This window comes from Klebsiella sp. X1-16S-Nf21 (assembly GCF_002837615.1).
GTDB lineage: Bacteria > Pseudomonadota > Gammaproteobacteria > Enterobacterales > Enterobacteriaceae > Klebsiella > Klebsiella variicola.
The window spans coordinates 60337-84230 of the sequence record NZ_PJDK01000006.1 but is presented as its reverse complement, the minus strand read 5'-3'; the positions used below and the strand labels follow the sequence as shown (position 1 = coordinate 84230).

The following is a 23894-nucleotide window of genomic DNA, read 5'->3' as shown; positions in this document are numbered from 1 at the left end:
TGAATGCCAGTCAGACTGGCGTTCAAATGGGGCGGATACTCTCTTCATCCAGATCGGCGTCGAAGAAACGACGCAGGGTCTGAATGTTATTATCCGCGATAATGGCTTCGCGCGCCTGCGCGAGCTTTTCTTCATAAATAGCCTGCCGCCACTCCAGCGGCGTACGCATCGCGGGATTATCATCTTCCACGATGGTCAATTCAACCGGCGTACCGTACAACACCCCCAGCGCTTCAGCCAGCTTTTGCTGCGCTCCGGTGGAATTGAGGTGACGCTGGCTGGGGCGCAGATGCAGACAGACGCGGCTGCCCTCCTGCTCTTTCCACGCGTTGAGCGCCACCTGCTCGACCAGCTTAGGTACCGCCAGCCGGCTCACTTCCGCCGCCCAGCTGTCGCGCTCGACCGCTTCTTCGGCGAGCTTGGCCGCCAGCTCCGGCGTCTTCTCATGCTCCAGCGCTTTTTTCAGCGCTTTTGGCGTCGCGACTTCGACTTTGGCCTCTTCAACCACTGTCGTCGCCTTCCAGCGATAGGCCTCTTTCTTCGCCGGGGCCTGCTCAAGGGCAGCCGCCGCCGGACGAGCCTGGACGCGCTCGGTAATCGAACTCAGTCGCTCCAGCGCAGCGTTATTCACCGGCCGCGCGCGGGAAGCGGCTGCCGGTTCACTCTTTTTTGGAGTGGTTGCTCCCTGGCTGCGCTGCAGGTGGCTGCGGGCCGCCAGCACCTGGCTGGTGGTCGGCGGCAAACTCTGCGACGGCTGCTGCGGCGGCGCAGCGGGGGCAACCGGCTGACGCGGCGCGGGCGCGGCGGTCTGTGCTGGCTGCACTTCCGGCTCTGGCAGCGGCTTACGCGGATGAAACGCCAGCGCGCGGAGCAGCGTCATTTCGACGCCCATTCGCCGGTCCGGCGCATAAGGCAGCTCTTTGCGGCCCATCAGCAGCGTTTGGTAGTAAAGCTGAACGTCACCCGGCGGTACGGTTCGCGCCAGTTCGCGCATCCGCACTTCGACCGTGGCCATATCGGCGCCCAGCGCCGAAGGCGACAGCTGTACCATGGCGATGCGGTGCAGCAGGCTCTGCATCTCCACCAACAGCGCCTCCCACTCGACGCCGCGTGCGGCGGCGTCATTGACGCCCGCCATCACCCGCTCGCCGTCGGCAGCGACCAGCGCTTCAATCAGCGACAGCGCCTGATCGTCATCAAGGGTGCCGAGCATAGTGCTCACCGATGCGGCCGTCAGCTGTCCTTCTCCACTGGCAATGGCCTGATCGGTCAGGCTTAAAGCATCGCGCAGGCTGCCGTCGGCTGCCCGCGACAGCAGCTGCAGCGCGCGGGGCTCAAAGGCAATCTGCTCTTCGCCAAGAATATGCTCCAGCTGATGGCGGATCTGTTCAACATCCAGGGCTTTGAGATGGAACTGCAGGCAGCGGGATAAGATCGTCACCGGCAGCTTCTGCGGATCCGTCGTCGCCAGCAGGAATTTGACGTGCGCCGGCGGCTCCTCCAGCGTTTTTAATAACGCGTTGAAGCTGTGGCGCGACAACATATGGACTTCGTCGATGAGATAGACCTTAAAGCGGCCGCGGGCCGGCGCGTACTGGACGTTATCCAGCAGGTCGCGGGTATCTTCGACTTTGGTGCGCGAGGCGGCGTCAATCTCAATCAGATCGACAAAACGCCCCTGTTCAATTTCCCGGCAGTTATCACACACGCCGCAGGGGGTGGCGGTGATGCCGGTTTCACAGTTTAACCCTTTCGCCAGCAGACGGGCGATGGAGGTCTTACCGACCCCGCGGGTACCGGAAAAAAGATAAGCGTGATGAATGCGCCCTAACGACAAGCCGTTCGCCAGTGCGGTCAGCACATGTTCCTGGCCGACGACGTCAGCAAAGGTTTGTGGGCGCCATTTACGGGCTAAGACCTGATAACTCATGGGCTGGCTCTGAAACGCTGGAAGGTGAAATCACGAAGGGGTCATGCTATCACAGCCCCGCCCGATCGGCGAGGCTATGTGGAGGGATTTGCTTAGTGGCCCGGGAACGGCACCAGGCTGTAGCAGTGGATCCCCAGCTTCTCCAGGCGCTGTTCGCCGCCCAGATCGAACAGGTTGATAATGAAAGCGGCATCGTGCACTTCGCCGCCGAGACGGCGGATCAGTTTGACCGTCGCGTCGATGGTGCCGCCGGTCGCCAGCAGATCGTCCACCACCAGCACCTTGTCGCCCGGTTTGATCGCATCAACGTGGATCTCCAGTTGATCGGTGCCATACTCCAGCTCATAGCTCTCGGCAATGGTTTCACGCGGCAACTTACGCGGCTTGCGAACCGGAACAAAGCCCACGCCCAGCGCCAGCGCAACCGGGGCGCCGAACAGGAAGCCACGCGCCTCAGTCCCTACCACTTTGGTAATACCCGCGTCTTTGTAGCGCTCGGTCAGCAGTTCAATGCTAAGCGCGTAGGCCTTCGGGTCTTCCAGTAAGCTGGTGACATCGCGGAAAAGAATGCCAGGTTTTGGATAATCCTCGATACTCTGGATGCTGTTCTTCAGATATTCAAGCTGCTGTGCAGTTGCGGTCATAAGTGTATGCCTGATTGAAACGGTGTTACCCACGGGCGTGCAAAAGGGGCCAAAGAAACATTTGTTTAACCTTTGACCAGGCTTGCCCGCGCTCGAAAACGCCAGAATTTACTGGCTGTCAGCAACAATTGCAACAGGCATTATTGCGCATCAGTGCTTTTGTTGCTTTGCGTCAACCACCGGAATGCGCCACATAAAGATCAGCAGGCAGGCCAGAATGACCAACAGCATGATGCGCACCCACGTAAGCTTAACCAGCCACAGCGAAATAGCAAAAGTCACCACGATCATCGCAATGGCGCGCGGTTTGGCGCCGCGAGGCATCGCGCGGTACTGCTGCCAGTGGCGAAGATAGCCGCCAAACCAGGAGCGATACAGCAGCCACTGGTGAAAGCGCGGCGATGAGCGGGCAAAGCACCAGGCGGCGAGCAGAATAAACGGCGTCGTCGGCAGCAACGGTAAGAAGATGCCCAGCGTACCCAGCGCTACCGCCAGCCAGCCGATAATGGTTAGAATAACAGGTGGCATAATGCGAATCGTTATCAAACAGATGAGGCTACTGTAGCACAGTTGGCTGGAAGGGAATGGAGAGGTGTGGTGAAAACAGCTCAACTTTTACAAACGCTGAACGATCAGCTCAGCGAGCTGGCCGCGCTGGTGGCGCCGCTGGCGGAGCACGCGACCCTGAGCCCACGCTTTGACCGTCAGCTCTTTCATACCCGCAGCACGCTGATGCAGGACTATCTGGCGGAAGCCCGGCAAAACTTTTCCCAACTGAGCCAGGCCGTCGAGCGCCAGCAACTGCCGCAGGTGGTCTGGATTGCCGAGCGTCTGGCGGCGCAAATCGCCGCGCTGCGTCGTGAAACCGCCACCTGGTCCTTGCGCAGTTGGGACCACGCGTCGCCAACGCTGAGCCGCTGGCAGCGCCGTCGCCTGCAGCATCAGGAGTATGAGCGCCGCCTGCTGGCGATGCGCGACCAACGTCAGCGTCAGCTGGCGCAGGCGACCAGCCTTGACGAGCAGCAGCGGCTGGGGAAAGAAGTTGAAGCCTACAGCGGCCGGTTGGCGCGCTGCCGACAGGCACTGGACAAGATTGAAAACGTACTGGCGCGGCTGACGCGCTAACAGGAGAGCCCGATGTCGCTGGAAAATGCATCCGATGAGGTCAAACTGGCCGTCGATTTAATCATGTTGCTGGAATCGCATCAGATCCCGGCGCAAACCGTGCTGGGCGCGCTGGAAATTGTCAGGCGGGATTATGCAAACAAGTTAAAAAACGCGGAAAGCGGGTCGCAAAACCCAGAGAAGTAGGATGTTGTCTCCGGCAGTGTGCTGGCAGTCTGGTCCTCTGCGCATGACGCCACTGGAGACAATATTGATGGAAAAAGTCAGTCAAACCCCACACGACGCGGTGTTTCGCCAGATGCTCATGCATCAGGCGGTCGCGAAGGATTTTTTGCAGTTGTATCTCCCCGCGCCGTTTCTGGCGATCTGCGAACTGGATTCGCTGCAGCTGGTCTCCGGTAGCTTTGTTGAAGAGGACCTGCGCGCCAGCTATTCCGATATCCTTTACTCACTGCGCACGCGTCATGGACCGGGCTATGTGTACGCGCTGATTGAGCACCAGAGTACCCCGGACAAGCTGATGGCATTTCGCCTGCTGCGCTATGCGCTGGCCGCCATGCAGCGTCATCTGGACGCTGGCCACGACACGCTGCCGCTGGTGGTGCCCATTCTGTTTTATCACGGCAAAGTGAGCCCCTGGCCCTGGGCCCGCAACTGGCAACAGCTATTCGCCGATCCGGCGCTGGCGAAGACGCTCTATAGCAATGATTTTCCGCTGGTGGACCTCACCGTAATGCCAGATAATCAGATCGCCCGTCATCGGCGGATGGCCATGCTGGAGCTGCTGCAAAAGCATATCCGCCATCGCGATCTGGCCGAGCTGCAGGTGCCGCTGATTGCGCTGATGACGCAAGGCTATCTGACCGAAGCGCAGCTGAATACGCTGCTGCGCTATATGTTGCAGGCGGGAACTACGGAACATCCGGGGGCGCTGATCCGCACGCTGGCGGCGCAGTCGCCCAGGCATAAGGAGCTGATGATGACCATTGCCGAATGGCTGGAAGAAAAAGGCCGTAAACAGGGACAGCAAGAGGGTGAGCAGGAAGCCACCCGCAGCATCGCCGCCAGAATGTTGGCGCGCGGCCTCGAACGTCAAACCGTGCAGGAGCTCACCGGGCTCAGCGATGAAGAACTCGCCGCGCTGGCACCCTGAAGCAGCAGGGGCGGCTTTGCGCCGCCCCTCTTCGATCAGGACGCGGTGGTGGGCGCCAGATCGTCCCCCTTCCCGTCCCGCTTCACTTCGGTGACTTCATCGCCTTTTTCATTGCGCAGATGAACTTCCAGCTGGTTAAAGGCAATGTTAATGTCATTCTCCCGGCACAGGCGGTCGATGGCGCGGTTGAGCTCATCCACCGTGTAGCTGCGATCGCGCAGTTCACGAACATACAGACGCAGTTCATGATCCAGCGTACTGGCCCCGAAGGTGGTGAAGAAAACCGCTGGCGCCGGCTCCTGCATCACTTTCGGATGATCGTGCGCGGCCTTCAGCAGCACCTCTTTCACTTTATCCAGATCGGAGCCATAGGCGACGCCGAGGCGGATCACCACCCGGGTCACGGTGTCGGAGAGCGACCAGTTGATCAAGCGCTCGGTAACGAACGCCTTGTTCGGGATAATTACCTCTTTGCGATCGAAGTCGGTGATGGTGGTCGCGCGGATACGGATTTTGCTTACCGTACCGGAGAAGGTGCCGATGGTTACCGTATCCCCAATGCGCACTGGACGCTCGAACAGAATAATCAGACCGGAGACGAAGTTACCGAAGATCTCCTGCAGGCCAAAACCTAAACCAACCGACAGCGCGGCCGCCAGCCATTGTAGTTTATCCCAGGAGACGCCCAGCGACCCGAACACCGTCATCGCCCCGATGGCGATAATCGCATAGTTAAGAATGGTGGTGATGGCGTAGGAGGTGCCCTGACGCATATTGAGACGCGAGAGAACCAGCACCTCCAGCAGACCCGGCAGGTTGCGTATTAGCGCCCAGGCGACCATCGACGCCACAATGGCAAACAGCAGACTGCCCATCGTGACGCTGCGCACCACGCTGGCCCCCGCTTCGGTACCGTTGTAGTGCCAGAGGGTAATGCTGTCGAGATAGGCGAAAACGGTGATCAGATCAGACCAAATCGCCCAGAACATGACCGCGAACAGCGCGATCATCACCAGCATGGTGATGCGCAGCGTCTGCTGGTTGACCTGCTCGAGAGCGATAGTCGGCTCCTCCTGCGGCTCGGCGCCTTCCGCGCCCTCCTTCACCAGATGCTGACGGCGCGCCAGCGCCCGGCGCCAGGCGATACGTCGCGCCGCCACGCTCAGACCGCGCAGCACGGTCTGGTACAGCAGGTTCCAGATCATCACCAGATACACGGTCTCGATCCAGCGTCCCGCCAGGCGCAGCGTGGTGTAGAAGTAACCGGTCGCCGTCAGCACCATCAGGGCTACCGGGACAATAGACAGCACGGTGATCGTCAGCAGGCGCAGGCTGTGTGATTCTTTATCACGCCAGCTTTCCCGACACATCGGCCAGACCAGCACGGCAATCAGCAGCAGATTGAAGAAAATCACAAACTGCCCCAGCACGTCGTCCATCAGGTTCAGTGGCGACAGCTCGGAAATCACCGACCAGAAATTCAGCGGCAGCAACGCGAGGCTGACGCGAACAATTTGTCGCCGCCAGTGGCTGGTCAACTGCGCAGGCATATTGAAGTGGCTGACCGCCACGCCGTTCTTTTCCAGCACTTTCCAGCACAGACCAAAGACCAGCCAGAACATGGCCAGCTTTTTACTGTACGCCCACAGCAGTCCGCTGATATTAAGCTGCATGGTGAGTAAGATCAGGCCAATCGCCAAAATTACCAGCACCACCGGCAAGGCCCGAATCAGGTCGATCAGGATCGCCTTTGGCGTATGCAGCTGGGTATCGTTGCGCAGCTGCCCCACCTGGGAAGCAAGCTTAGCCTGATAATCCTTCAGCCACTGCAGACGCCAGCGGATCAGGCCGGCAATCAGCAGCAATGGTAAACCGGCCAGGAAAGCGATAAACACCGCGGGCCACGCTTTTTCCCAGTTCACGGTGATTTTCATCGCCTTAAACTGACCTTTCAGCGCTTCCGGGAAGGCCTTAATCCACTCCCAGTCCATCGGTTTATTGCTGTTCACCCAGAAAATTTGTTGGGTCAGAATTTCCTTCAGACTGCTCGAGACGCTCATCAACTGCTGCTGGTTGATCTGCAGGTTGATGGCCATCATCAGCTGGTTCCCCAGCTGTTTGTTGAACTGGTCAAGCAGTTCGCGGCGCATGTCGATCACTTCCAGTAGCGCGGCGTGGACTTCATCGTTCACTTCGCTGCTGTGCCCCTCCTCCAGTTTGGCGACAAAGGCGTCGCTCTGGAACAGCGCGTCGCGCTGCTGGTTCACCTCAAACTGCTCGAGCCGCAGGTCGGCGATGCGGTTGGTCATATCCTGCAGTTCGTCCGCCGACGGCAGCGTCTGCTGTTGCTGATAAAGAATGCGCGACAGCAGCAGGCTCCCCCGCAGAACTGAAATTTGCTCTTTAATATCCCGTTCAGACTGCAGCGCGCGGTCGAGCCAGTTCTTCACCTGGATATTGCGCTGCACCAGCTGGTTACCGTTCTCCGTCGCCTGGATCAGCTTCTCGCTGAGCTGATGGTTAATATCCAGCTCCTGCTTAACCAGCGGATTGGCCTGAATTCGCGTGGTTTCGTCCGGGGTGACCGCCTCCTGGGCGGTTTTCTCCGTCAGCGTAAGCCGCTTGCTGTTCACCGCCTCCTGCAGCAGCTGCAGCTGATGCTCCAGCCGGTTGCTCCAGGCGGTGACGTAGTCACGCTGCTTCTGCAGGGTATCCTGCAGGACGGTGTTGCCTTCGAGGCTCTTGCGCTGCTGCTCAATCTGCGCGTTGAGCAGCGCCTGTTGAGCCTGCAACAGCACCTGCTGGGTCGGGCGCAGCGTCTCGTCGCCCACCGAGGTGCCATTCAGCCGATTGCGGATCTGCTGCAACTGTTGGGAGGCGTTATACATCGCGTTCTGCACACGTTCCGGCTGCGTTTGCAGGGAAACCAGCTGGCTGTTATAGGTCGCCAGATCGTTTTGCGCATTCTGCAGGTCGTCCAGCGTCTGAGTGACGCGTGATTCCAGTTGACGCAGAGAGAGCGTACTGAGCGTTTTGCGCGTGGCGGCGTCGTCGGGGACGTCGCTCAGATTGTTGAGACTATCCACCGCCTGGCGCAGCTTCGCCGGGGCTTGCTCGACCTGCTGACGCAGCTGTGCCGTCTCGCTTTTGATGCGCTCGATTTTATCCAGCGTTTCCAGCGTCTGGGTCAAATCCTGCTGGACCAGTTTGTCCTGCGGAGTCAGTTCTTTTTGCTTGTTTAACGTATTGAGCTGGCTCTGCACCTCTGCCCGGTCAGGGAGGTCCGCGGCGCGGCCCTGGACTGGGCTGAAAAGGCCAATAAAGCAGAGCAGCGTAATGAAAAAGATAAACGTGGCGCGTTGCCTGGAGATCGTGTGCAGCATAGTTAATATGAATGAATGCAAATGCCGGAGAATACCGGGGGTCGTCGCAAGCGCGCAGAATAGCACTTCTCTTCGCTGGCGAATAGCGGCGGACGGCGCTAAAAATTCACGTACATCCGCGCGCTAACGTTAAGCTGTCAGGCTCTCCGGGCCGCGTAGCGTAGGACAGAACTGATACATCTCCAGCAGGATGGCGACGTAGTCGCGCGCTTCCGCATGCAGGTCGAACGAGTCAGGGGCAAACAGCCAGTTTTCCATCAGGCCGGAAAGGTAGCTGCGCATTAACACGGCCGCCCGCCGGGTGAGTAAATTGGCGGGCAACAGCTTCGCGGCGATGCACTCTTTTAAGGTCTGCTCGATACGCTCGTAGCTCGCCAGGGAGAGCTGCCGCTGGGCCTGCTGCACTACGGTCATCTCACCGACAAACTCACACTTATGATAGATAATCTCCATCATTAATCGTCGACGTTCCTCTGTCACTGTCGCTTCAAGAACATAGACTAATATCTCCCTGATAACTGAGAGTGGATCGTTGGGGAATTTTGCCCGATACTCAATTTCGAGATCGCTAATACTGGCGTCTGACAGCTCCCAAATTTCGTTGAATAAATCTGATTTATTCTTGAAATGCCAGTAGATAGCCCCCCTCGTTACACCCGCAGCTTTTGCAATTGTTGCCAACGAGGTAGATGATACGCCTTGCTGCGAAAACAGACGCAGAGCAACATCCAGAATCAGTTGCCGGGTTTCACGTGCCTGTTGTTTGGTTTTTCGTGCCATAGGTTAATGACTTTACAGAGGTTACGTTTACATACATTTGTGAATGTATGTACCATAGCATGACCATAATAGAAAGACTGTAGTGGGTTTGTGGTTGTTTGAGCCACTGAACATTTTGAAATTGGACACTCGAGGTTTACATATGAACAAAAACAGAGGGTTAACGCCTCTGGCGGTCGTTCTGATGCTCTCAGGCAGCTTAGCGCTAACAGGATGTGACGATAAACCGGCTCAACAAGGAGCCCAGCACATGCCGGAAGTCGGTATTGTGACGCTCAAATCCGCACCTCTACAAATAACCACCGAACTGCCAGGCCGCACCAGCGCCTATCGCATTGCGGAAGTCCGTCCTCAGGTCAGTGGCATTATTTTAAAACGTAACTTCGTGGAAGGTAGCGATATCCAGGCCGGCGTCTCCCTGTATCAGATCGATCCCGCCACCTATCAGGCCAGCTATGACAGCGCCAAAGGCGACCTGGCAAAAGCCCAGGCGGCGGCGAACATGGATCAACTGACGGTCAAGCGTTATCAGAAACTGTTAGGCACCAAATATATTAGTCAACAAGACTACGATACCGCCGTCGCAACGGCACAGCAGAGCAATGCGGCCGTGGTCGCAGCAAAAGCGGCCGTGGAAACTGCGCGCATCAATCTGGCCTACACCAAAGTCACTTCACCTATTAGCGGCCGTATTGGTAAATCCGCGGTGACCGAAGGGGCGCTGGTGCAGAATGGTCAAACGACTGCCCTGGCAACTGTTCAGCAGCTGGATCCGATCTATGTTGACGTCACCCAGTCGAGCAATGATTTCCTGCGCCTGAAACAGGAGCTGGCCGATGGCCGCCTGAAACAGGAAAACGGCAAAGCGAAAGTGGAGCTGGTGACGAATGACGGTCTCAAATATCCGCAGGCCGGCACGCTGGAATTTTCGGATGTCACCGTCGATCAGACCACCGGCTCTATCACGCTGCGCGCGATTTTCCCGAACCCGGATCACACCCTGCTACCGGGGATGTTTGTGCGTGCCCGTCTGGAAGAAGGGGTTAACCCTGACGCCCTGCTGGTACCGCAACAGGGTGTTACCCGTACGCCGCGCGGCGACGCCAGCGTCATGGTGGTCGGGGAAGGCGATAAAGTCGAAGTCCGCCAGGTCACTGCTTCTCAGGCGATCGGCGATAAATGGCTGGTCACTGACGGTCTGAAAACTGGCGATCGCGTTATCGTCACCGGCCTGCAAAAAATCAAACCAGGCGTGCAGGTAAAAGCGCAGGAAGTAGCTTCTGATGATAAACAGCAAGCCGCAGGCAACGCGCCATCAGAACAAACCAAGTCTTAACTTAAACAGGAGCCGTTAAGACATGCCTAATTTCTTTATCGATCGCCCCATATTTGCATGGGTGATCGCCATCATCATCATGCTGGCTGGGGGATTATCGATCCTCAAATTGCCGGTAGCGCAATATCCGACGATTGCGCCGCCAGCAATTTCCATTACCGCCATGTACCCCGGTGCTGACGCCGAAACTGTGCAGAACACCGTGACTCAGGTTATCGAACAGAATATGAACGGTATCGACCACCTGATGTACATGTCCTCCAATGGCGACTCCACCGGTACGGCGACCATCACCCTGACCTTCGAATCCGGTACCGATCCGGATATTGCCCAGGTTCAGGTTCAGAACAAGCTGGCGCTGGCGACACCTCTGCTGCCGCAAGAAGTACAGCAGCAAGGGATTAGCGTTGAGAAAGCGTCCAGCAGCTTCCTGATGGTTGTCGGCGTTATTAACACCAACGGCACCATGAACCAGGACGATATTTCGGACTACGTGGCGGCCAACATGAAGGACCCGATCAGCCGTACCAGCGGTGTCGGCGACGTTCAGCTGTTCGGTTCCCAGTACGCGATGCGTATCTGGATGGATCCGAACAAACTGAACAACTTCCAGCTGACGCCGGTGGACGTGATCAGCGCCCTGAAAGCGCAGAACGCCCAGGTGGCCGCGGGTCAGTTAGGCGGTACGCCGCCGGTGAAAGGCCAGCAGCTTAACGCCTCGATCATCGCGCAAACCCGTCTGACCAATACCGAAGAGTTTGGCAACATTCTGCTGAAGGTGAACCAGGACGGTTCCCAGGTTCGTCTGCGCGATGTCGCCAAAATTGAGCTGGGCGGCGAAAGCTATGACGTAGTGGCGAAGTTTAACGGCCAGCCAGCATCGGGTCTGGGTATTAAACTGGCTACCGGCGCGAACGCGCTGGATACCGCCAACGCTATCCGTGCAGAACTGGCGAAGATGGAGCCGTTTTTCCCGTCGGGGATGAAGATCGTTTACCCGTATGACACCACCCCGTTCGTGAAAATTTCTATTCACGAAGTGGTTAAAACGCTGGTGGAAGCGATCATCCTGGTGTTCCTGGTCATGTATCTGTTCCTGCAGAACTTCCGCGCCACGCTGATCCCGACCATCGCCGTACCGGTAGTCCTGTTAGGCACCTTCGCGGTGTTGGCGGCGTTTGGCTTCTCGATAAACACCCTGACGATGTTCGGGATGGTGCTCGCCATCGGCCTGTTGGTGGATGACGCCATCGTGGTGGTCGAGAACGTCGAGCGCGTAATGGCGGAAGAGGGTCTGCCGCCGAAAGAAGCGACGCGTAAATCGATGGGACAGATCCAGGGCGCGCTGGTCGGTATCGCCATGGTGCTGTCGGCGGTATTTATCCCGATGGCGTTCTTCGGCGGTTCAACCGGGGCCATCTATCGCCAGTTCTCCATCACCATCGTTTCTGCGATGGCGCTGTCGGTACTGGTGGCGTTGATCCTGACGCCAGCGCTGTGCGCCACCATGCTGAAGCCTATTCAGAAAGGCAGCCATGGCGCGACCACCGGTTTCTTCGGTTGGTTTAACCGCATGTTCGATAAGAGCACGCACCACTACACCGACAGCGTAGGCAACATTCTGCGCAGCACCGGTCGTTATCTGGTCCTGTATCTGATCATCGTGGTGGGCATGGCGTGGCTGTTCGTCCGTCTGCCGAGCTCGTTCCTGCCGGACGAGGACCAGGGGGTATTCCTGAGCATGGCGCAGCTGCCTGCCGGCGCCACCCAGGAGCGTACGCAGAAAGTGCTGGATGAGATGACGAATTACTATCTCACCAAAGAGAAGGACAACGTGGAATCCGTGTTTGCGGTTAACGGCTTCGGCTTCGCCGGCCGCGGCCAGAACACCGGCATCGCGTTCGTCTCGCTGAAAGACTGGAGCCAGCGTCCAGGTGAGGAAAACAAAGTTGAAGCGATCACCGGCCGGGCGATGGGCTACTTCTCGCAGATTAAAGATGCGATGGTGTTCGCCTTTAACCTGCCAGCTATCGTTGAACTGGGTACCGCGACCGGCTTTGACTTCCAGCTCATTGACCAAGGCGGTCTGGGCCACGAAAAACTGACCCAGGCGCGTAACCAGCTGTTTGGCATGGTGGCGCAGCACCCTGACGTGCTGACCGGCGTGCGCCCTAACGGCCTGGAAGATACACCGCAGTTTAAAATCGATATCGATCAGGAAAAAGCCCAGGCGCTGGGCGTCTCCATCAGCGACATTAACACCACGCTGGGCGCGGCCTGGGGCGGGAGCTATGTCAACGACTTTATCGACCGCGGCCGCGTGAAGAAAGTGTACATCATGTCTGAAGCGAAATACCGTATGCTGCCGGAAGACATCGGCAAGTGGTATGTTCGCGGCAGCGATGGTCAGATGGTGCCGTTCTCCGCCTTCTCTACTTCGCGTTGGGAATACGGTTCACCGCGTCTGGAACGCTACAACGGCCTGCCGTCGCTGGAAATTCTCGGCCAGGCAGCGCCAGGCAAGAGTACCGGTGAGGCGATGAGCCTGATGGAAGAGCTGGCGGGTAAACTGCCTTCCGGTATCGGCTACGACTGGACCGGGATGTCTTATCAGGAACGACTGTCCGGCAACCAGGCCCCTGCCCTGTATGCCATTTCGCTGATTGTCGTCTTCCTGTGTCTGGCAGCGCTGTATGAGAGCTGGTCAATTCCGTTCTCGGTCATGCTGGTCGTCCCGCTGGGTGTGGTCGGTGCGCTGTTAGCCGCTACCTTCCGCGGTTTAACCAACGACGTTTACTTCCAGGTGGGCCTGTTGACCACCATCGGCCTGTCGGCGAAGAACGCGATATTGATCGTTGAATTCGCCAAAGACCTGATGGAGAAAGAGGGTAAAGGGCTAATTGAGGCAACGCTTGAAGCAGTGCGTATGCGTCTGCGTCCGATCCTGATGACCTCCCTGGCGTTTATCCTCGGCGTTATGCCGCTGGTGATCAGCTCGGGTGCCGGCTCCGGCGCGCAGAACGCCGTCGGTACTGGCGTAATGGGCGGGATGGTGACCGCGACGATTCTGGCCATCTTCTTCGTGCCAGTGTTCTTCGTGGTGGTTCGTCGCCGCTTTAGCAAGAAATCGGAAGATATTGAGCACAGCCATCAGGTTGAGCATCATTAATCGTCACACTTGAACAAAGGGCCGCCTTCGCGGCCCTTTTTTTGTCCGTCGCAACAGGGCACATATTGCCATTGTTTATTTTTCACACTGCATTTAATATATATTGATATGGTCCTGGCTATTTTTTCACATTGCCTGGTACTTATGATCTTTACACACTCATTTACCAGGAATAATCCTAATACCAACGCCCGCGGCCGGCGGTTTCTGAACGCGACAGCTGCCTGCCTTAAGCCGATGATTGATAAGACTTCTCTATTTCTCGGGCTGTGTGCCAGGGCCTGCGAAATTAATTCGTCTATTTTTAAGATAATTTCTCTCTGATAATTGTAATTTTTCGTAATAGCACGATGAAATCTGTTGGAGAGTGGATTATAGTTAAATCAGCAGGATTACTCAGTTAGTGTCAGGTCGGTTAGTCGTGTTCATCCCACAACGGTGTTTGTTAGTCGTCGTTTAAACCACTCAAAAGGGGATGCGTTATGGACGAATACTCGCCAAAAAGACATGATATTGCACAGCTACGCTTTCTCTGCGAAACGCTGTATCATGACTGCCTTGCAAACCTGGAAGAGAGCAACCATGGCTGGGTCAACGACCCGACTTCGGCTGTCAATCTTCAGTTAAATGAATTGATCGAGCACATTGCCACATTCGCGCTTAATTATAAAATTAAGTACACTGAGGATAATAAACTGGTCGCTCAGGTTGACGAATATCTGGACGATACTTTTACCTTGTTCAGTAACTACGGCATTAACTCAACGGATTTGCAAAAGTGGAAAAAATCCGGTAATCGACTATTTCGTTGCTTTGTCAACGCCAGCCGGGAAAACCCGGCCAGTCTCTCGTGTTAGAATTATTACAATCAAAAGGTGGAATTATGTCTGATAAGCCATTAACTAAAACAGACTATTTGATGCGCTTACGTCGTTGCCAGACAATTGACACGCTGGAGCGCGTCATTGAAAAAAATAAATATGAACTGTCTGATAATGAACTGGCGGTATTTTACTCAGCCGCCGATCATCGTCTGGCTGAACTGACCATGAATAAGCTGTACGATAAGATCCCGACCTCAGTCTGGAAGTTTATCCGCTAATCGACGCGCACAACGTGGTCTGCTGACCGGACGATACGCGTCAGCCGCCGCAGGGTATCTTTGTGATAGTCATCACATCATTCAGCTAACAGCAACCCTGTAACCGGTTTCTTTTTTATACTGCTACGGCCATCTAAAGTCAGGTATAAGGAAGACCCATGAGTGAAGAAAAACGTAAAATGATCGCCGGTGAGCTCTATTTATCTGGCGACCCAACGCTTCGCGCCGATCGCCTGCGCGCCAGACAGTTGTTACACCGTTATAATCATTCCTCCCCGGATGCGCAGGAAGAACGTCAGCATATTCTGGCCGAGCTGTTCGGTCGCGCCGGCGATGCGTATATCGAGCCAAGCTTTCGCTGCGACTACGGCTACAATATCTTTCTCGGCAACGCGTTTTACGCCAATTTTGACTGCGTGATGCTGGACGTCTGCCCTATTCATATTGGCGATAACTGCATGCTGGCGCCGGGCGTCCATATTTATACCGCCACCCATCCGCTGGATGCCGAAGCGCGTAACAGCGGCCAGGAATATGGCAAACCAGTGACCATCGGCCACAATGTGTGGATTGGTGGGCGGGCGGTAATCAATCCCGGGGTGACCATTGGTGATAATGCGGTCATTGCGTCCGGTGCAGTCGTCACCAAAGATGTACCGGCCGGGGCCGTTGTCGGCGGCAACCCGGCGCAGATCATTAAGCGCCTTCCGCTACCAAATCCGTAACTGTTATGGTTTTCTGTAACTGATCTGTTACTTTCGCCGTGGAATATTGCAACATAAAATAGCCTTCAGGCTAAGCCTGCCACGCCTGGTCCGCCGGGCGCGCACGGCTGGCTCATTGCAGAATTCGGGGACCAAGATGACAGAAATACAACGCCTGCTAACTCATACCATTGACGAACTCAACGTTCAGGAAAAACGCGATAATCGCCCGCGTTTTAGCATCAGTTTTATCCGCAACCATCCGGGGCTGTTTGTTGCCATGTATGCCGCGTTTCTGGCGACGCTGGTGGTCATGCTGCGCTCTGAAACGCTGGTAGACTCGGTCTGGTTGCTGGTGGTGCTGTTCATCCTGTTCAACGCCTTTTTCTTCTTTGACGTCTATCCGCGCTATCGTTATGAAGATATCGATGTCCTCGACTTTCGCGTGTGCTACAACGGGGAATGGTATAACACCCGCTTTGTTCCCCGGCAGCTGATCGAGCGTATTCTTCAGTCGCCGGATGTCGATAGCGAGCAGAAGGCGCAGCTCAAAAAGATGGTCGCCACCAAAGGCGAGCTCTCCTTCTACGACGTTTTTACGCTGACCCGCGCCGGTGCTGCACAATAAGACGATTTAGCGTCCGCAGCGCCAGCGGATAGCGGGAAGCAGAAGTATTACCATATCCCAGCACCAGCCCGCTCCGCCCCCGCTGCGGGTCGAGATAGAAATGACTTAACGCGGCAGGCGCCAGTTGAAACTGACGCGCCTGCTGCGCAATCGCCTGGTCATCGAACCCTTCCATTGCGACTGTCAAATGGAGCCCCCCTTCCCCGCCAAGGACCTCGCATGGCACGGTTATCTCTTGCGCCAGTGCCTCACGCAGCTGTTGTTGGCGCTTGCGGTACAGGCGACGCATGGCCGCCAGATGGCGAGCATAGTGCCCCTTCTCAATAAACCTGGCCAGCGCCCGCTGTTCCGTGCGGTGTCCTCCACGCAGCAACGTGCCAATCACATCCTGAACGGCATCCGCCAGCGCAGGCGGCATCACCATGAAGCCAATACGCAGCGCCGGAAAGAGTGTTTTGCTGAAGGTACCGAGATACACCACCGGGGCATCCGGCACCATCCCCAGCATCGCCGGGATCGGCTCTCCGCTATGGCGAAACTCGCTGTCGTAGTCATCCTCCACAATCCACGCCCCGTGCAGGCGGGCGTACTCCACCAGCGCCAGACGTCGCGCGGCGCTCATGACGCTCCCGAGGGGATACTGATGAGAGGGAGAGGTGAAGATCAGCCGGGGCGGCTCCGCGACGCCGTTGGCAATCCCCATCCCTTCGTCATCGACCGCCATTCCGCTGACCCGCAGCCCTGCGCGCTGAAAACTGCTCCTGGCCCCCAGGTAACCCGGCTCTTCCACCCACACGCTGTCGCCAGGATCCGTCAACAGCGAAGCGCATAAGTTCACCCCTTCCAGCGCCCCTTCGGTAATGACAATCTGCCGAATATCGCAACGGATCCCCCGGGAGAGCGCCAGATGACGAGCGATAGCCTCCCGCAGCAAGGGGTCGCCTGCCGCCTCGCCATAGCCCAGCAGTGCGCTGCCCTCGTCGCGTAAGACGTTATCCATCAGCCGCCGCCACAGCGGCAACGGGAAATAGTTCACCGCCGGCATGCCAGGGGTAAACAGCAGCGCCGGAGAGTCGCGGCGCATTGCGGCTGGCAGCCCTTGCAGCCGTTCAGGCAGCACGACGGGCGGCACCTTCACGGGCTCTTCGCGGCAGGCGGCGAGCGGTACCACCTGCGTTCCCTGACGGCTCCGCATCAGGTATCCCTCCAGCGCCAGCTGCTCCAGGGCAGCATTGACCGTATTTCGCGACAGCTGCAGCCGTCCGGCCATCACCCGCGATCCGGGCAAACGGCAGTTGGCCGCCAGAGTTCCCTGCAGGATGGCATGGCGCAATGTGTGGTAAAGGGCCCGCTGCAGGGTTTCATCCGATCGGTGCTGTATCCCCTGCGTCACCAGCGTAAAAAAACCATCGTCCGGTATGTTCATCTCATCTCCTCGTGGCCCTATAAAAACATACGCCTGTGGCACTTTTTATGGAACCAGTGAGCGCGTACGCTGCCTGAAAAACCCCGCTAAGGAAACCGCAATGCGTGAATACAATCAGTTTGGACAGGAACTCGGCGCCGCGCTGCCTGACTGGCAACCGCGTCCATGGCCAGCACGGCAGGTATTACAGGGCAGCCGCTGTCGGCTCGAACCACTGACTCTCGCGCATGCCAACGACCTGTTTGCTGCTCACCAGCTGGCGCCAGACGCCCGCAGCTGGACGTGGCTGCTGCGTGAACCTGAGAGCAACCTTGCAGAATTCAGTGCCTGGGTGGAGCAGGTCGCCACGCTGGCAGACCCGATCCATTTTGCCGTCGTTGACCAGCGGCAAGGGAAGGCGGTTGGCTCACTGGCATTAATGCGCATCGACGCCACCCACGGCGTGGTAGAGGTGGGACATGTGCATTTTTCACCGTTGCTGAGCCGAACGGCTATGGCCACCGAAGCGCACTGGCTGTTAATGCAGTATGTGTTTGATACGCTCGGTTATCGTCGCTATGAATGGAAATGTAATAGTCTCAATATGCCGTCGGGCCGGGCGGCAAGACGGCTGGGTTTTCAGTACGAAGGACGTTTTCGTCAGGCACTGGTGAGCAAAGGACATAACCGGGATACGGACTGGTTTTCGGTGATAGACGGCGAATGGCCGCAGCTGGATAACGCCATGCGGCAATGGCTGGCCGCCGACAATTTTACCGCCGACGGCCAGCAGCGCCGCATTCTGGAGAGTTTCCGTTAACGACGTTTTTTGCGCCCCTGCACCGCTTTAAAGCGGGGGTTGCTCTTACAGATAACGTACAGCCGCCCTTTGCGCTTGACCAGCTGACAATCCGGGTGGCGCTGTTTGGCGCTGCGTAATGAGTTAACGACCTGCATCATGCCTTCCTTTTCGCATCAATAAAGCCGCCGAAGCGCTGACGGAACCGGGCCGCGCTGCCCTCGCTGGCGAAGGTTTTTTGTTTGCCGGTGTAGTACGGATGCGATTTCGAGGAGACGTCGATCGTTACATACGGAAAAGTTTCGCCGTCGAGTTCAATCACGCGATCGGTGCGGATGGTGGAACCGACTTTAAAATACTCATTAACGCTGGTGTCGTGAAACACCACCGTGCGATAGGGGGGATGGATATGGGCTTTCATGATGACCTCGTCATTATGTTATAACATAACATTTAAGTTACGCCGTTCCACGACAAAGATCAACCATGTTCAAATTAAGGGTAATGGGCCTAAGGCGAGTTTCCCCGCCTTAGGTTTCAGGGCGCCAGACGGTGGGCGATGGCGCGTAGCTGTTCCGCGATGGCCTGCAGATCTTTGCCTTGCTCAGTTCTGGCGCCGCTGGAATGACGTATCACCAGGCGCGCCGGCAGGATGGATGAAGTATGTGGCGCACCGCTGGTGCTGGCGAGGATCCGCCGCACCGCTTCTTTCCCCTGCAGATCGAGGTCCAGCGACACCGTACTCAGCGCCGGATAGAAAAAGGAGCTTTCGTAGGTATCGTCATAGCCAATGACGGACTTCTCCCCCGGCACCGCCACCTGGTGCTGATGGAAAGCGCTGAGCACCCCCAGCGCCATCTGGTCATTGCCCACCAGCACGGCGCTGAAATTGGGCGTTTCGCGCAGCATCTGCAGCGCGCCGGCATAGCCGCTTTGCGCATCCCAGTTGCCGTGCAGAACGGTCACCGGCTTCAGGCCGTAGCCCTCCAGAGTCTCCAGCCAGCTTTTCAGCCGGAGTTTGGCCGAGACGGAGCTGTCCGGCCCCGCCAGCAGCGCGATCTCCCGATGCCCCATCTCATAAAGATATTTGACGCTGGCCCGGGTGCCATCTGCCGGATTAAACGAAACGTTAAACACGGAACTGTAGGGGTCGACATCGAGAAAAAGGCAGACGATATCATCGTTGTCAGCGGCGATTTTCTGCGCCTGCTCGGTCTCCAGCGGCACGTTGATAATGACTTTATCCACCCGCTGAGATTTCAGTTCATTGATGGAATCCTGGATACTTTGGTTGACGCTCTCATCGATCATCGAAATCAGGACCTGGTAACCTTCCAGATTGGCATAGCGTTTTACCGCCGCCGCCACCTGGGAAGGCGCATGCCAGGCCAGCGAAATCGTCACCAGCCCGACCGTCTGGCTCTCCTTCCCCACCAGCTGCTGCGCCAGCCGGTTTGGCACATAGCGTAAGGCCTCTATTGATTTCTCCACCTTGCGGCGCGTCGCTTCGGATACATTGGCAGATTTATTGAGTACCCTGGACACGGTCTGGTAAGAGACGCCCGCATGGCGTGCGACGTCTTCCAGAGTAGCGCTTTTAGACTTCATGGTCCGGTTCCTTATGTTGTTATCCCATGATTGTAACAGGGGCCATTTGAAAAAACGCTCACCGCCACCTTTCATCGCAAAATTACACCACAAAAAGTATTACGTTCACAACATAGTTAATTGTGAATCACCTCACCCATCACAACAAAAACCAGCATGATTATTTGCACTTAGTCACACAATAATCATATCTCGTTTGCCTGAAGTTACATTTAGGCATTTTATGACATCAGTTATGTGAACGTAATACAAAACAATAAGAGGATAGAGATGAATACGACACTGCGCGCCCTTTCCGCCGCGTTAGCCGCTGCGCTAATCGCCCCTTCCGCGTTTGCGGCGACCGCCGCAATCCCGAGTATCGATTTCCATGGCTATATGCGCGCCGGGGTTGGGGTCTCCGGCGATGGTAGTGAAGCGGAATGGCAAAAGAACAAGCTGGGCCGTTTGGGTAATGAATCGGATACCTATGGTGAGTTGGAACTGGGCTCCGAGGTCTACAAGAAAGATGACGTCAGCTTCTATCTCGACAGCATGGTCAGCATGGTCTCCGACGGCTCTAACGATAATGAAACCACGCTGAATGATGATGCACAGTTCGGTTTACGTCAGCTGAACCTGCAGATCAAAGGGCTGATCCCCGGCGATCCGAATGCGGTGATCTGGGGGGGTAAACGTTACTACCAGCGCCACGATCTGCACATCATCGATACCAAATACTGGAACATATCCGGCTCCGGGGCCGGGGTGGAAAACTACACCCTCGGCCCTGGCGCCGTCTCGCTGGCCTGGATCCGCGGCGATGCCAACGACGTTGACTATCGTGTCGATGGCGACAGCAACGTCAATATTAACTATATCGATTTACGCTATGCAGGCTGGAAGCCGTGGTCGGGTTCGTGGACCGAATTCGGCATCGACTACGCCATGCCAAACACCACCAAAAAACAGGACAGCTACGGCGGGCTGTACGATGCCGAGAATGGCGTGATGCTGACCGGTGAAATCAGTCAGGATATGCTGGGCGGCTATAACAAAACCGTGCTGCAGTATGCCAACAAAGGGCTGGCGCAGAACATGGTCTCCCAGGGCGGCGGCTGGTACGATATGTGGAACTACGTGAACGATGCCACCGGCTATCGCGTGATTAACACCGGCCTGATCCCGATTACCGAAAAGTTCTCCATCAACCACGTCCTGACCTGGGGCTCGGCGGATGATATTACCGACTACACCGACAAAACGCGGATGCTGTCGCTGGTTGCCCGTGGGCAGTATCAGTTCACCGACTACGTCCGCCTGATTGGCGAAGTCGGCGGTTTCTATCAGAAAGACAGCTATAACAATGGCACCAGCTACAAACAGGCCGGTGAGAAATATACCATTGCGCTGGGCCTGGCGGACGGGCCGGACTTTATGTCACGCCCGGAATTACGCATTTTTGCTTCATACCTGAATGATTCTGAAGATGGTAAACCGTTTGAAGACCAGACGGCGAATAATACCTGGAATTTCGGCGTGCAGGTTGAGGCCTGGTGGTAATATCGCGCTGGTAAGACAAAAACGTTATTTATATCTCCAACTGTAAGGTCATTAATTACCCTCCGGTAATCATTATTGCCACTGCTGTCTTTGTCTTATTTTCGGGATAACCTGTTTTCAGGTTATCCCGTTTTATTTATTTCCTGGTAGCAAAATGCTCATCCAGCAATTGACGCAGCGCATCGGACTGCTTACCGAAAATAGCATGCACCTGCTGGCCGAGAATAATGACGCCCAGCGCGCCCTGCTGCTGTAATGCGTCAGTATCCACGGCCGCAAGGTGACGAACCGTCACCCGCAGACGAGTAATACAGGCATCAACTTGCGTAATATTCGCTTCGCCACCAAAGGCCTGAATAAGCGCCTCGATTTGCTGTTTTTCCGCCTCGCTTAACGGCTGTGCCGGACGTGCAGGAGAGAAATAGTGCAGAAAGGATTTTAAACTCACCATCATAAGCTCCAGGTTTAAGATAAAAAAAAGCCTGCTCGTCAGAGCAGGCATGGAGAAGAAGAAATTACGCGTGGCGACGAAGAATACGGCAATCCCATGCTGAGAGGATCAGCGGGTCCGGCGCCGCCGCGTCGGTCAGGCAATCCCGATACCCCGGCGGCAGAGTCAGAGTATGACTTTGCGCGCTGTAGTTCTGCAGGAAGACAAACGTACTCTCACCGTCGGTGCGCGCGGTAGCCACTACGCCGGGCGGTAAATCCGCCGCTATCGCTCGTGGCAGATCCAGCTCCCTGCTCAGGGCAGCAAAGAAATCGCGCTGGAAGGCTAAATCGTTGCGGGAGGCGACATGCCAGGCTTTACCTTTCCCGAAACCGTTCACCGTCACCGCCGGCCGTCCGGCATAGAAATCATCCCGGTAGGTGGCCAGCGTCTGAGCGCTCTCGGTATGGATTAGTTCACAGAGATGGCGCACCTGATAGGGACCCTGCAGACCGCACTGATTCCCGGCAAGCCCCTGCACAAGATTAAACTCGCCGTCATTCAGACAGTCGATCTCTTCCGCCCAGATCCCCAGCAGATTGCGCAGCGGGCCCGGGAAGCCGCCGAGATAGCAGAGATCGGACTCATTGACGATGCCGGTCCAGTAGGTGGTCACCAGGTGGCCGCCGCTGGCGACAAACGCCTCTGCCCGCGCGGCAAAGCCGTCGCGCACCATATATAACATCGGGGCAATCACTAACCGGTATGGCGTTAAATCGACATCAGCGTCAATCACATCGACGGCAATGCCCTGTTCCCAGAACGGACGGTAGTGTTCGTTGACCGTCTTCTCATACTCCATACCCAGATTGCGCGGCCCCTGGGCGTCATCAAGCGCCCAGCGGTTTTGTTGGTCGAAGATAATCGCTACTTTCGCCTCGGTGCGACAACCCCGGACCTCTGGTAGCTTGCTCAGTATCTCGCCGAGCTGGCTGACTTCACGACCAATACGGGTATCAATGTGCCCGACGTGGTCAACCACCGCGCCGTGAAATTTCTCAACCGAACCGCGGCTTTTCCGCCACTGGAAATACTGCACCGAGTCGGCGCCATGCGCCACCGCCTGCAGCGAGGAGAGAATATGCATTCCCGGCTTCTTCAGTTTGCTGGTCGGCTGCCAGTTGGTGGCGCCTGGTGTGGACTCCATCAGCACAAACGGTTTGCCGCCCTTCAGGCTGCGCATCATGTCGTGATACATCGCGGTGTAGCAGGCCAGTGCGGTTTCGTCTTTATCGCGGTGCCACATCGGATAGCTGTCCCACGAGATAAAGTCCAGCGCCTCTGCCAGTTGCCAGTAGTCGTAATCGTAGAAATACTCCATAAAGTTAGTGGTCACCGGCAGGGAGGCATTCGCCGCCTTCAGCGGAGCAATTTCATGGCGGCAGAAATCGGTCACCTGAGCGGTGTTAAAGCGATGCCAGTCAAGATTGAGACCGTGAATTGACACCTCGCCCTGTGGCGCAGGTGATTCAATTTGCGACCAGTCGGTATAGGTATGACTCCAGAAGGTGCTCCACCAGGCCTGGTTGAGGTTCTCCAGGGTCTGGTAACGCGCCTTCAGCCAGTCGCGAAAACGGTTCTGGCAGAGATCGCAATGGCATTCACCGCCATATTCATTGGAAATATGCCAGCCCAGTACCGCCGGGTGTGAAGAATAACGCTCTGCAAGCAGGGTATTGATTTTCAGGGTTTTCTCGCGATAGACCGGTGACGACATACAGTGGTTGTGACGGCCACCGTGCAGGGCCGGCACCCGATCGCGTCCCACCCGCAGAACCTGCGGATAGCGTTGCGACATCCACGCCGGACGCGCGCCGCTCGGCGTAGCCAGAAAAACATGAATGCCGGCGGCATACAGTTTATCGAGGATAGTATCCAGCCAGGCGAAATTAAATACCCCTTCGCGTGGCTCCAGTTTCGCCCAGCTAAATATTCCCACCGACATCACATTGCATTTTGCCTGCTGCATCATGGCAATGTCTTTATCAATAATATCGGGGTCATTCTCCCATTGCTCCGGATTATAATCCGCGCCATGCAGCAGCGTACTAACCTTCGGATGTAAAGGTGCAAATTTATTCATAATAAACTTCCTG

The 23894-nt window shown here is 56.6% G+C and carries 22 protein-coding genes, 1 pseudogene and 1 other annotated feature; of the genes and pseudogenes, 11 read left to right on the top strand and 12 right to left on the bottom strand.

Features of this window, described 5'->3' with window-relative positions; genetic code table 11:
* Positions 1-22: 22 nt before the first annotated feature.
* The 3 genes from dnaX to CW267_RS04905 all read right to left on the bottom strand — a co-directional run bounded on the left by dnaX (position 23) and on the right by CW267_RS04905 (position 3102).
* Positions 23-1930, bottom strand: coding sequence for a DNA polymerase III subunit gamma/tau (gene dnaX / locus CW267_RS04920; protein ID WP_012968809.1), 1908 nt, complete (start codon positions 1928-1930; stop codon positions 23-25).
* Positions 626-690: a sequence feature (DnaX frameshifting element), on the bottom strand. It overlaps the preceding gene by 65 nt.
* Before the next feature lie 92 nt (positions 1931-2022).
* Positions 2023-2574, bottom strand: coding sequence for an adenine phosphoribosyltransferase (gene apt / locus CW267_RS04915; protein ID WP_012542663.1), 552 nt, complete (start codon positions 2572-2574; stop codon positions 2023-2025).
* 150 nt (positions 2575-2724) lie between these two features.
* A complete protein-coding gene (locus CW267_RS04905; protein ID WP_008805444.1) occupies positions 2725-3102 on the bottom strand; it encodes a DUF454 family protein in 378 nt (125 codons plus the stop codon).
* Between the two features lie 69 nt (positions 3103-3171).
* On the opposite strand from CW267_RS04905, the gene priC reads away from it, so the two are divergent.
* The 3 genes from priC to CW267_RS04890 all read left to right on the top strand — a co-directional run bounded on the left by priC (position 3172) and on the right by CW267_RS04890 (position 4852).
* Positions 3172-3699 (top strand): primosomal replication protein N'', encoded by a 528-nt coding sequence (gene priC, locus CW267_RS04900; protein WP_016160398.1) that lies wholly within the window; start codon positions 3172-3174, stop codon positions 3697-3699.
* A gap of 12 nt (positions 3700-3711) precedes the next feature.
* Entirely contained in the window at positions 3712-3885 is a 174-nt protein-coding gene (rsmS, locus tag CW267_RS04895) for a pleiotropic regulatory protein RsmS (RefSeq protein WP_008805442.1), read from the top strand.
* 67 nt (positions 3886-3952) lie between these two features.
* The gene (locus tag CW267_RS04890) at positions 3953-4852 is read left to right on the top strand and encodes an Rpn family recombination-promoting nuclease/putative transposase (protein WP_016160397.1); all 900 of its coding nucleotides are present in this window, start codon (positions 3953-3955) and stop codon (positions 4850-4852) included.
* Between the two features lie 35 nt (positions 4853-4887).
* Here the strand turns inward: CW267_RS04890 and mscK are convergent, their stop codons facing one another.
* Both mscK and acrR read right to left on the bottom strand, forming a co-directional pair.
* Positions 4888-8235 (bottom strand): mechanosensitive channel MscK, encoded by a 3348-nt coding sequence (gene mscK / locus CW267_RS04885; protein ID WP_012542666.1) that lies wholly within the window; start codon positions 8233-8235, stop codon positions 4888-4890.
* A 129-nt stretch (positions 8236-8364) separates the two neighbouring features.
* Positions 8365-9015 carry a multidrug efflux transporter transcriptional repressor AcrR gene (gene acrR / locus CW267_RS04880; RefSeq protein ID WP_008805439.1) on the bottom strand — a complete coding sequence of 217 codons (651 nt, stop codon included), beginning with the start codon at positions 9013-9015 and terminating at the stop codon, positions 8365-8367.
* A gap of 142 nt (positions 9016-9157) precedes the next feature.
* On the opposite strand from acrR, the gene acrA reads away from it, so the two are divergent.
* The 5 genes from acrA to maa all read left to right on the top strand — a co-directional run bounded on the left by acrA (position 9158) and on the right by maa (position 15347).
* Positions 9158-10351: a multidrug efflux RND transporter periplasmic adaptor subunit AcrA gene (gene acrA, locus CW267_RS04875; RefSeq protein WP_008805438.1), complete on the top strand. Its 1194-nt coding sequence runs from the start codon at positions 9158-9160 to the stop codon at positions 10349-10351.
* A gap of 22 nt (positions 10352-10373) precedes the next feature.
* Positions 10374-13520, top strand: a complete 3147-nt coding sequence (gene acrB, locus CW267_RS04870) for a multidrug efflux RND transporter permease subunit AcrB (protein ID WP_008805437.1) — start codon at positions 10374-10376, stop codon at positions 13518-13520.
* A gap of 482 nt (positions 13521-14002) precedes the next feature.
* A complete protein-coding gene (tomB, locus tag CW267_RS04860; protein WP_008805436.1) occupies positions 14003-14377 on the top strand; it encodes an Hha toxicity modulator TomB in 375 nt (124 codons plus the stop codon).
* Positions 14378-14403: 26 nt separating this feature from the next.
* The gene (locus CW267_RS04855; RefSeq protein WP_002892050.1) at positions 14404-14622 is read left to right on the top strand and encodes an HHA domain-containing protein; all 219 of its coding nucleotides are present in this window, start codon (positions 14404-14406) and stop codon (positions 14620-14622) included.
* 158 nt (positions 14623-14780) lie between these two features.
* Positions 14781-15347: a maltose O-acetyltransferase gene (gene maa, locus CW267_RS04850; RefSeq protein WP_008805435.1), complete on the top strand. Its 567-nt coding sequence runs from the start codon at positions 14781-14783 to the stop codon at positions 15345-15347.
* On the opposite strand, the pseudogene CW267_RS30330 reads toward maa, so the two are convergent.
* Positions 15319-15456: pseudogene (locus CW267_RS30330) on the bottom strand (hypothetical protein); the annotation flags it as partial. The gene maa and the pseudogene CW267_RS30330 overlap by 29 nt on opposite strands.
* A 27-nt stretch (positions 15457-15483) precedes the next feature.
* On the opposite strand from CW267_RS30330, the gene CW267_RS04845 reads away from it, so the two are divergent.
* On the top strand, positions 15484-15954 hold the full coding sequence (locus CW267_RS04845; protein ID WP_008805434.1) for a YlaC family protein: 471 nt from the start codon (positions 15484-15486) through the stop codon (positions 15952-15954).
* Here the strand turns inward: CW267_RS04845 and CW267_RS04840 are convergent.
* Entirely contained in the window at positions 15923-17380 is a 1458-nt protein-coding gene (locus CW267_RS04840; RefSeq protein WP_008805433.1) for a PLP-dependent aminotransferase family protein, read from the bottom strand. The genes CW267_RS04845 and CW267_RS04840 overlap by 32 nt on opposite strands.
* Before the next feature lie 100 nt (positions 17381-17480).
* Here CW267_RS04840 and CW267_RS04835 point away from each other — a divergent pair, with 100 nt between their 5' ends.
* Complete coding sequence (locus CW267_RS04835; RefSeq protein ID WP_100781115.1) at positions 17481-18179, top strand: GNAT family N-acetyltransferase; 699 nt, start codon at positions 17481-17483, stop codon at positions 18177-18179.
* Here the strand turns inward: CW267_RS04835 and ykgO are convergent.
* The 3 genes from ykgO to CW267_RS04820 form a co-directional block, all read right to left on the bottom strand.
* Positions 18176-18316, bottom strand: coding sequence for a type B 50S ribosomal protein L36 (gene ykgO / locus CW267_RS04830; protein WP_002892018.1), 141 nt, complete (start codon positions 18314-18316; stop codon positions 18176-18178). The two genes, CW267_RS04835 and ykgO, sit on opposite strands and share 4 nt — an antisense overlap.
* Entirely contained in the window at positions 18316-18579 is a 264-nt protein-coding gene (locus CW267_RS04825) for a type B 50S ribosomal protein L31 (protein WP_008805431.1), read from the bottom strand. Before CW267_RS04825 ends, ykgO begins: the two co-directional genes overlap by 1 nt.
* A 116-nt stretch (positions 18580-18695) precedes the next feature.
* Positions 18696-19766: a LacI family DNA-binding transcriptional regulator gene (locus CW267_RS04820; protein WP_008805430.1), complete on the bottom strand. Its 1071-nt coding sequence runs from the start codon at positions 19764-19766 to the stop codon at positions 18696-18698.
* 270 nt (positions 19767-20036) lie between these two features.
* On the opposite strand from CW267_RS04820, the gene CW267_RS04815 reads away from it, so the two are divergent.
* Positions 20037-21308, top strand: a complete 1272-nt coding sequence (locus CW267_RS04815; RefSeq protein ID WP_012542669.1) for a maltoporin — start codon at positions 20037-20039, stop codon at positions 21306-21308.
* A 136-nt stretch (positions 21309-21444) separates the two neighbouring features.
* Here the strand turns inward: CW267_RS04815 and CW267_RS04810 are convergent, their stop codons facing one another.
* Together CW267_RS04810 and CW267_RS04805 are read right to left on the bottom strand one after the other, a co-directional pair.
* Positions 21445-21759 carry a glucose PTS transporter subunit EIIB gene (locus CW267_RS04810; RefSeq protein ID WP_012542670.1) on the bottom strand — a complete coding sequence of 105 codons (315 nt, stop codon included), beginning with the start codon at positions 21757-21759 and terminating at the stop codon, positions 21445-21447.
* A 64-nt stretch (positions 21760-21823) separates the two neighbouring features.
* On the bottom strand, positions 21824-23881 hold the full coding sequence (locus CW267_RS04805) for a beta-galactosidase (protein WP_023322151.1): 2058 nt from the start codon (positions 23879-23881) through the stop codon (positions 21824-21826).
* Positions 23882-23894 lie beyond the last annotated feature (13 nt).

Excerpts from the sequence above, each read along its gene's own strand:
- dnaX (WP_012968809.1), bottom strand. The coding sequence starts at position 1,930 with ATGAGTTATCAGGTCTTAGCCCGTAAATGGCGCCCACAAACCTTTGCT.
- mscK (WP_012542666.1), bottom strand. The coding sequence starts at position 8,235 with ATGCTGCACACGATCTCCAGGCAACGCGCCACGTTTATCTTTTTCATT.
- CW267_RS04905 (WP_008805444.1), bottom strand. The coding sequence starts at position 3,102 with ATGCCACCTGTTATTCTAACCATTATCGGCTGGCTGGCGGTAGCGCTG.
- acrA (WP_008805438.1), top strand. The coding sequence starts at position 9,158 with ATGAACAAAAACAGAGGGTTAACGCCTCTGGCGGTCGTTCTGATGCTC.
- apt (WP_012542663.1), bottom strand. The coding sequence starts at position 2,574 with ATGACCGCAACTGCACAGCAGCTTGAATATCTGAAGAACAGCATCCAG.
- CW267_RS04845 (WP_008805434.1), top strand. The coding sequence starts at position 15,484 with ATGACAGAAATACAACGCCTGCTAACTCATACCATTGACGAACTCAAC.
- acrR (WP_008805439.1), bottom strand. The coding sequence starts at position 9,015 with ATGGCACGAAAAACCAAACAACAGGCACGTGAAACCCGGCAACTGATT.
- CW267_RS04855 (WP_002892050.1), top strand. The coding sequence starts at position 14,404 with ATGTCTGATAAGCCATTAACTAAAACAGACTATTTGATGCGCTTACGT.
- rsmS (WP_008805442.1), top strand. The coding sequence starts at position 3,712 with ATGTCGCTGGAAAATGCATCCGATGAGGTCAAACTGGCCGTCGATTTA.
- CW267_RS04815 (WP_012542669.1), top strand. The coding sequence starts at position 20,037 with ATGAATACGACACTGCGCGCCCTTTCCGCCGCGTTAGCCGCTGCGCTA.
- CW267_RS04890 (WP_016160397.1), top strand. The coding sequence starts at position 3,953 with ATGGAAAAAGTCAGTCAAACCCCACACGACGCGGTGTTTCGCCAGATG.
- acrB (WP_008805437.1), top strand. The coding sequence starts at position 10,374 with ATGCCTAATTTCTTTATCGATCGCCCCATATTTGCATGGGTGATCGCC.
- CW267_RS04805 (WP_023322151.1), bottom strand. The coding sequence starts at position 23,881 with ATGAATAAATTTGCACCTTTACATCCGAAGGTTAGTACGCTGCTGCAT.
- CW267_RS04810 (WP_012542670.1), bottom strand. The coding sequence starts at position 21,759 with ATGGTGAGTTTAAAATCCTTTCTGCACTATTTCTCTCCTGCACGTCCG.
- CW267_RS04820 (WP_008805430.1), bottom strand. The coding sequence starts at position 19,766 with ATGAAGTCTAAAAGCGCTACTCTGGAAGACGTCGCACGCCATGCGGGC.
- CW267_RS04835 (WP_100781115.1), top strand. The coding sequence starts at position 17,481 with ATGCGTGAATACAATCAGTTTGGACAGGAACTCGGCGCCGCGCTGCCT.
- maa (WP_008805435.1), top strand. The coding sequence starts at position 14,781 with ATGAGTGAAGAAAAACGTAAAATGATCGCCGGTGAGCTCTATTTATCT.
- tomB (WP_008805436.1), top strand. The coding sequence starts at position 14,003 with ATGGACGAATACTCGCCAAAAAGACATGATATTGCACAGCTACGCTTT.
- ykgO (WP_002892018.1), bottom strand. The coding sequence starts at position 18,316 with ATGCAGGTCGTTAACTCATTACGCAGCGCCAAACAGCGCCACCCGGAT.
- CW267_RS04840 (WP_008805433.1), bottom strand. The coding sequence starts at position 17,380 with ATGAACATACCGGACGATGGTTTTTTTACGCTGGTGACGCAGGGGATA.
- CW267_RS04825 (WP_008805431.1), bottom strand. The coding sequence starts at position 18,579 with ATGAAAGCCCATATCCATCCCCCCTATCGCACGGTGGTGTTTCACGAC.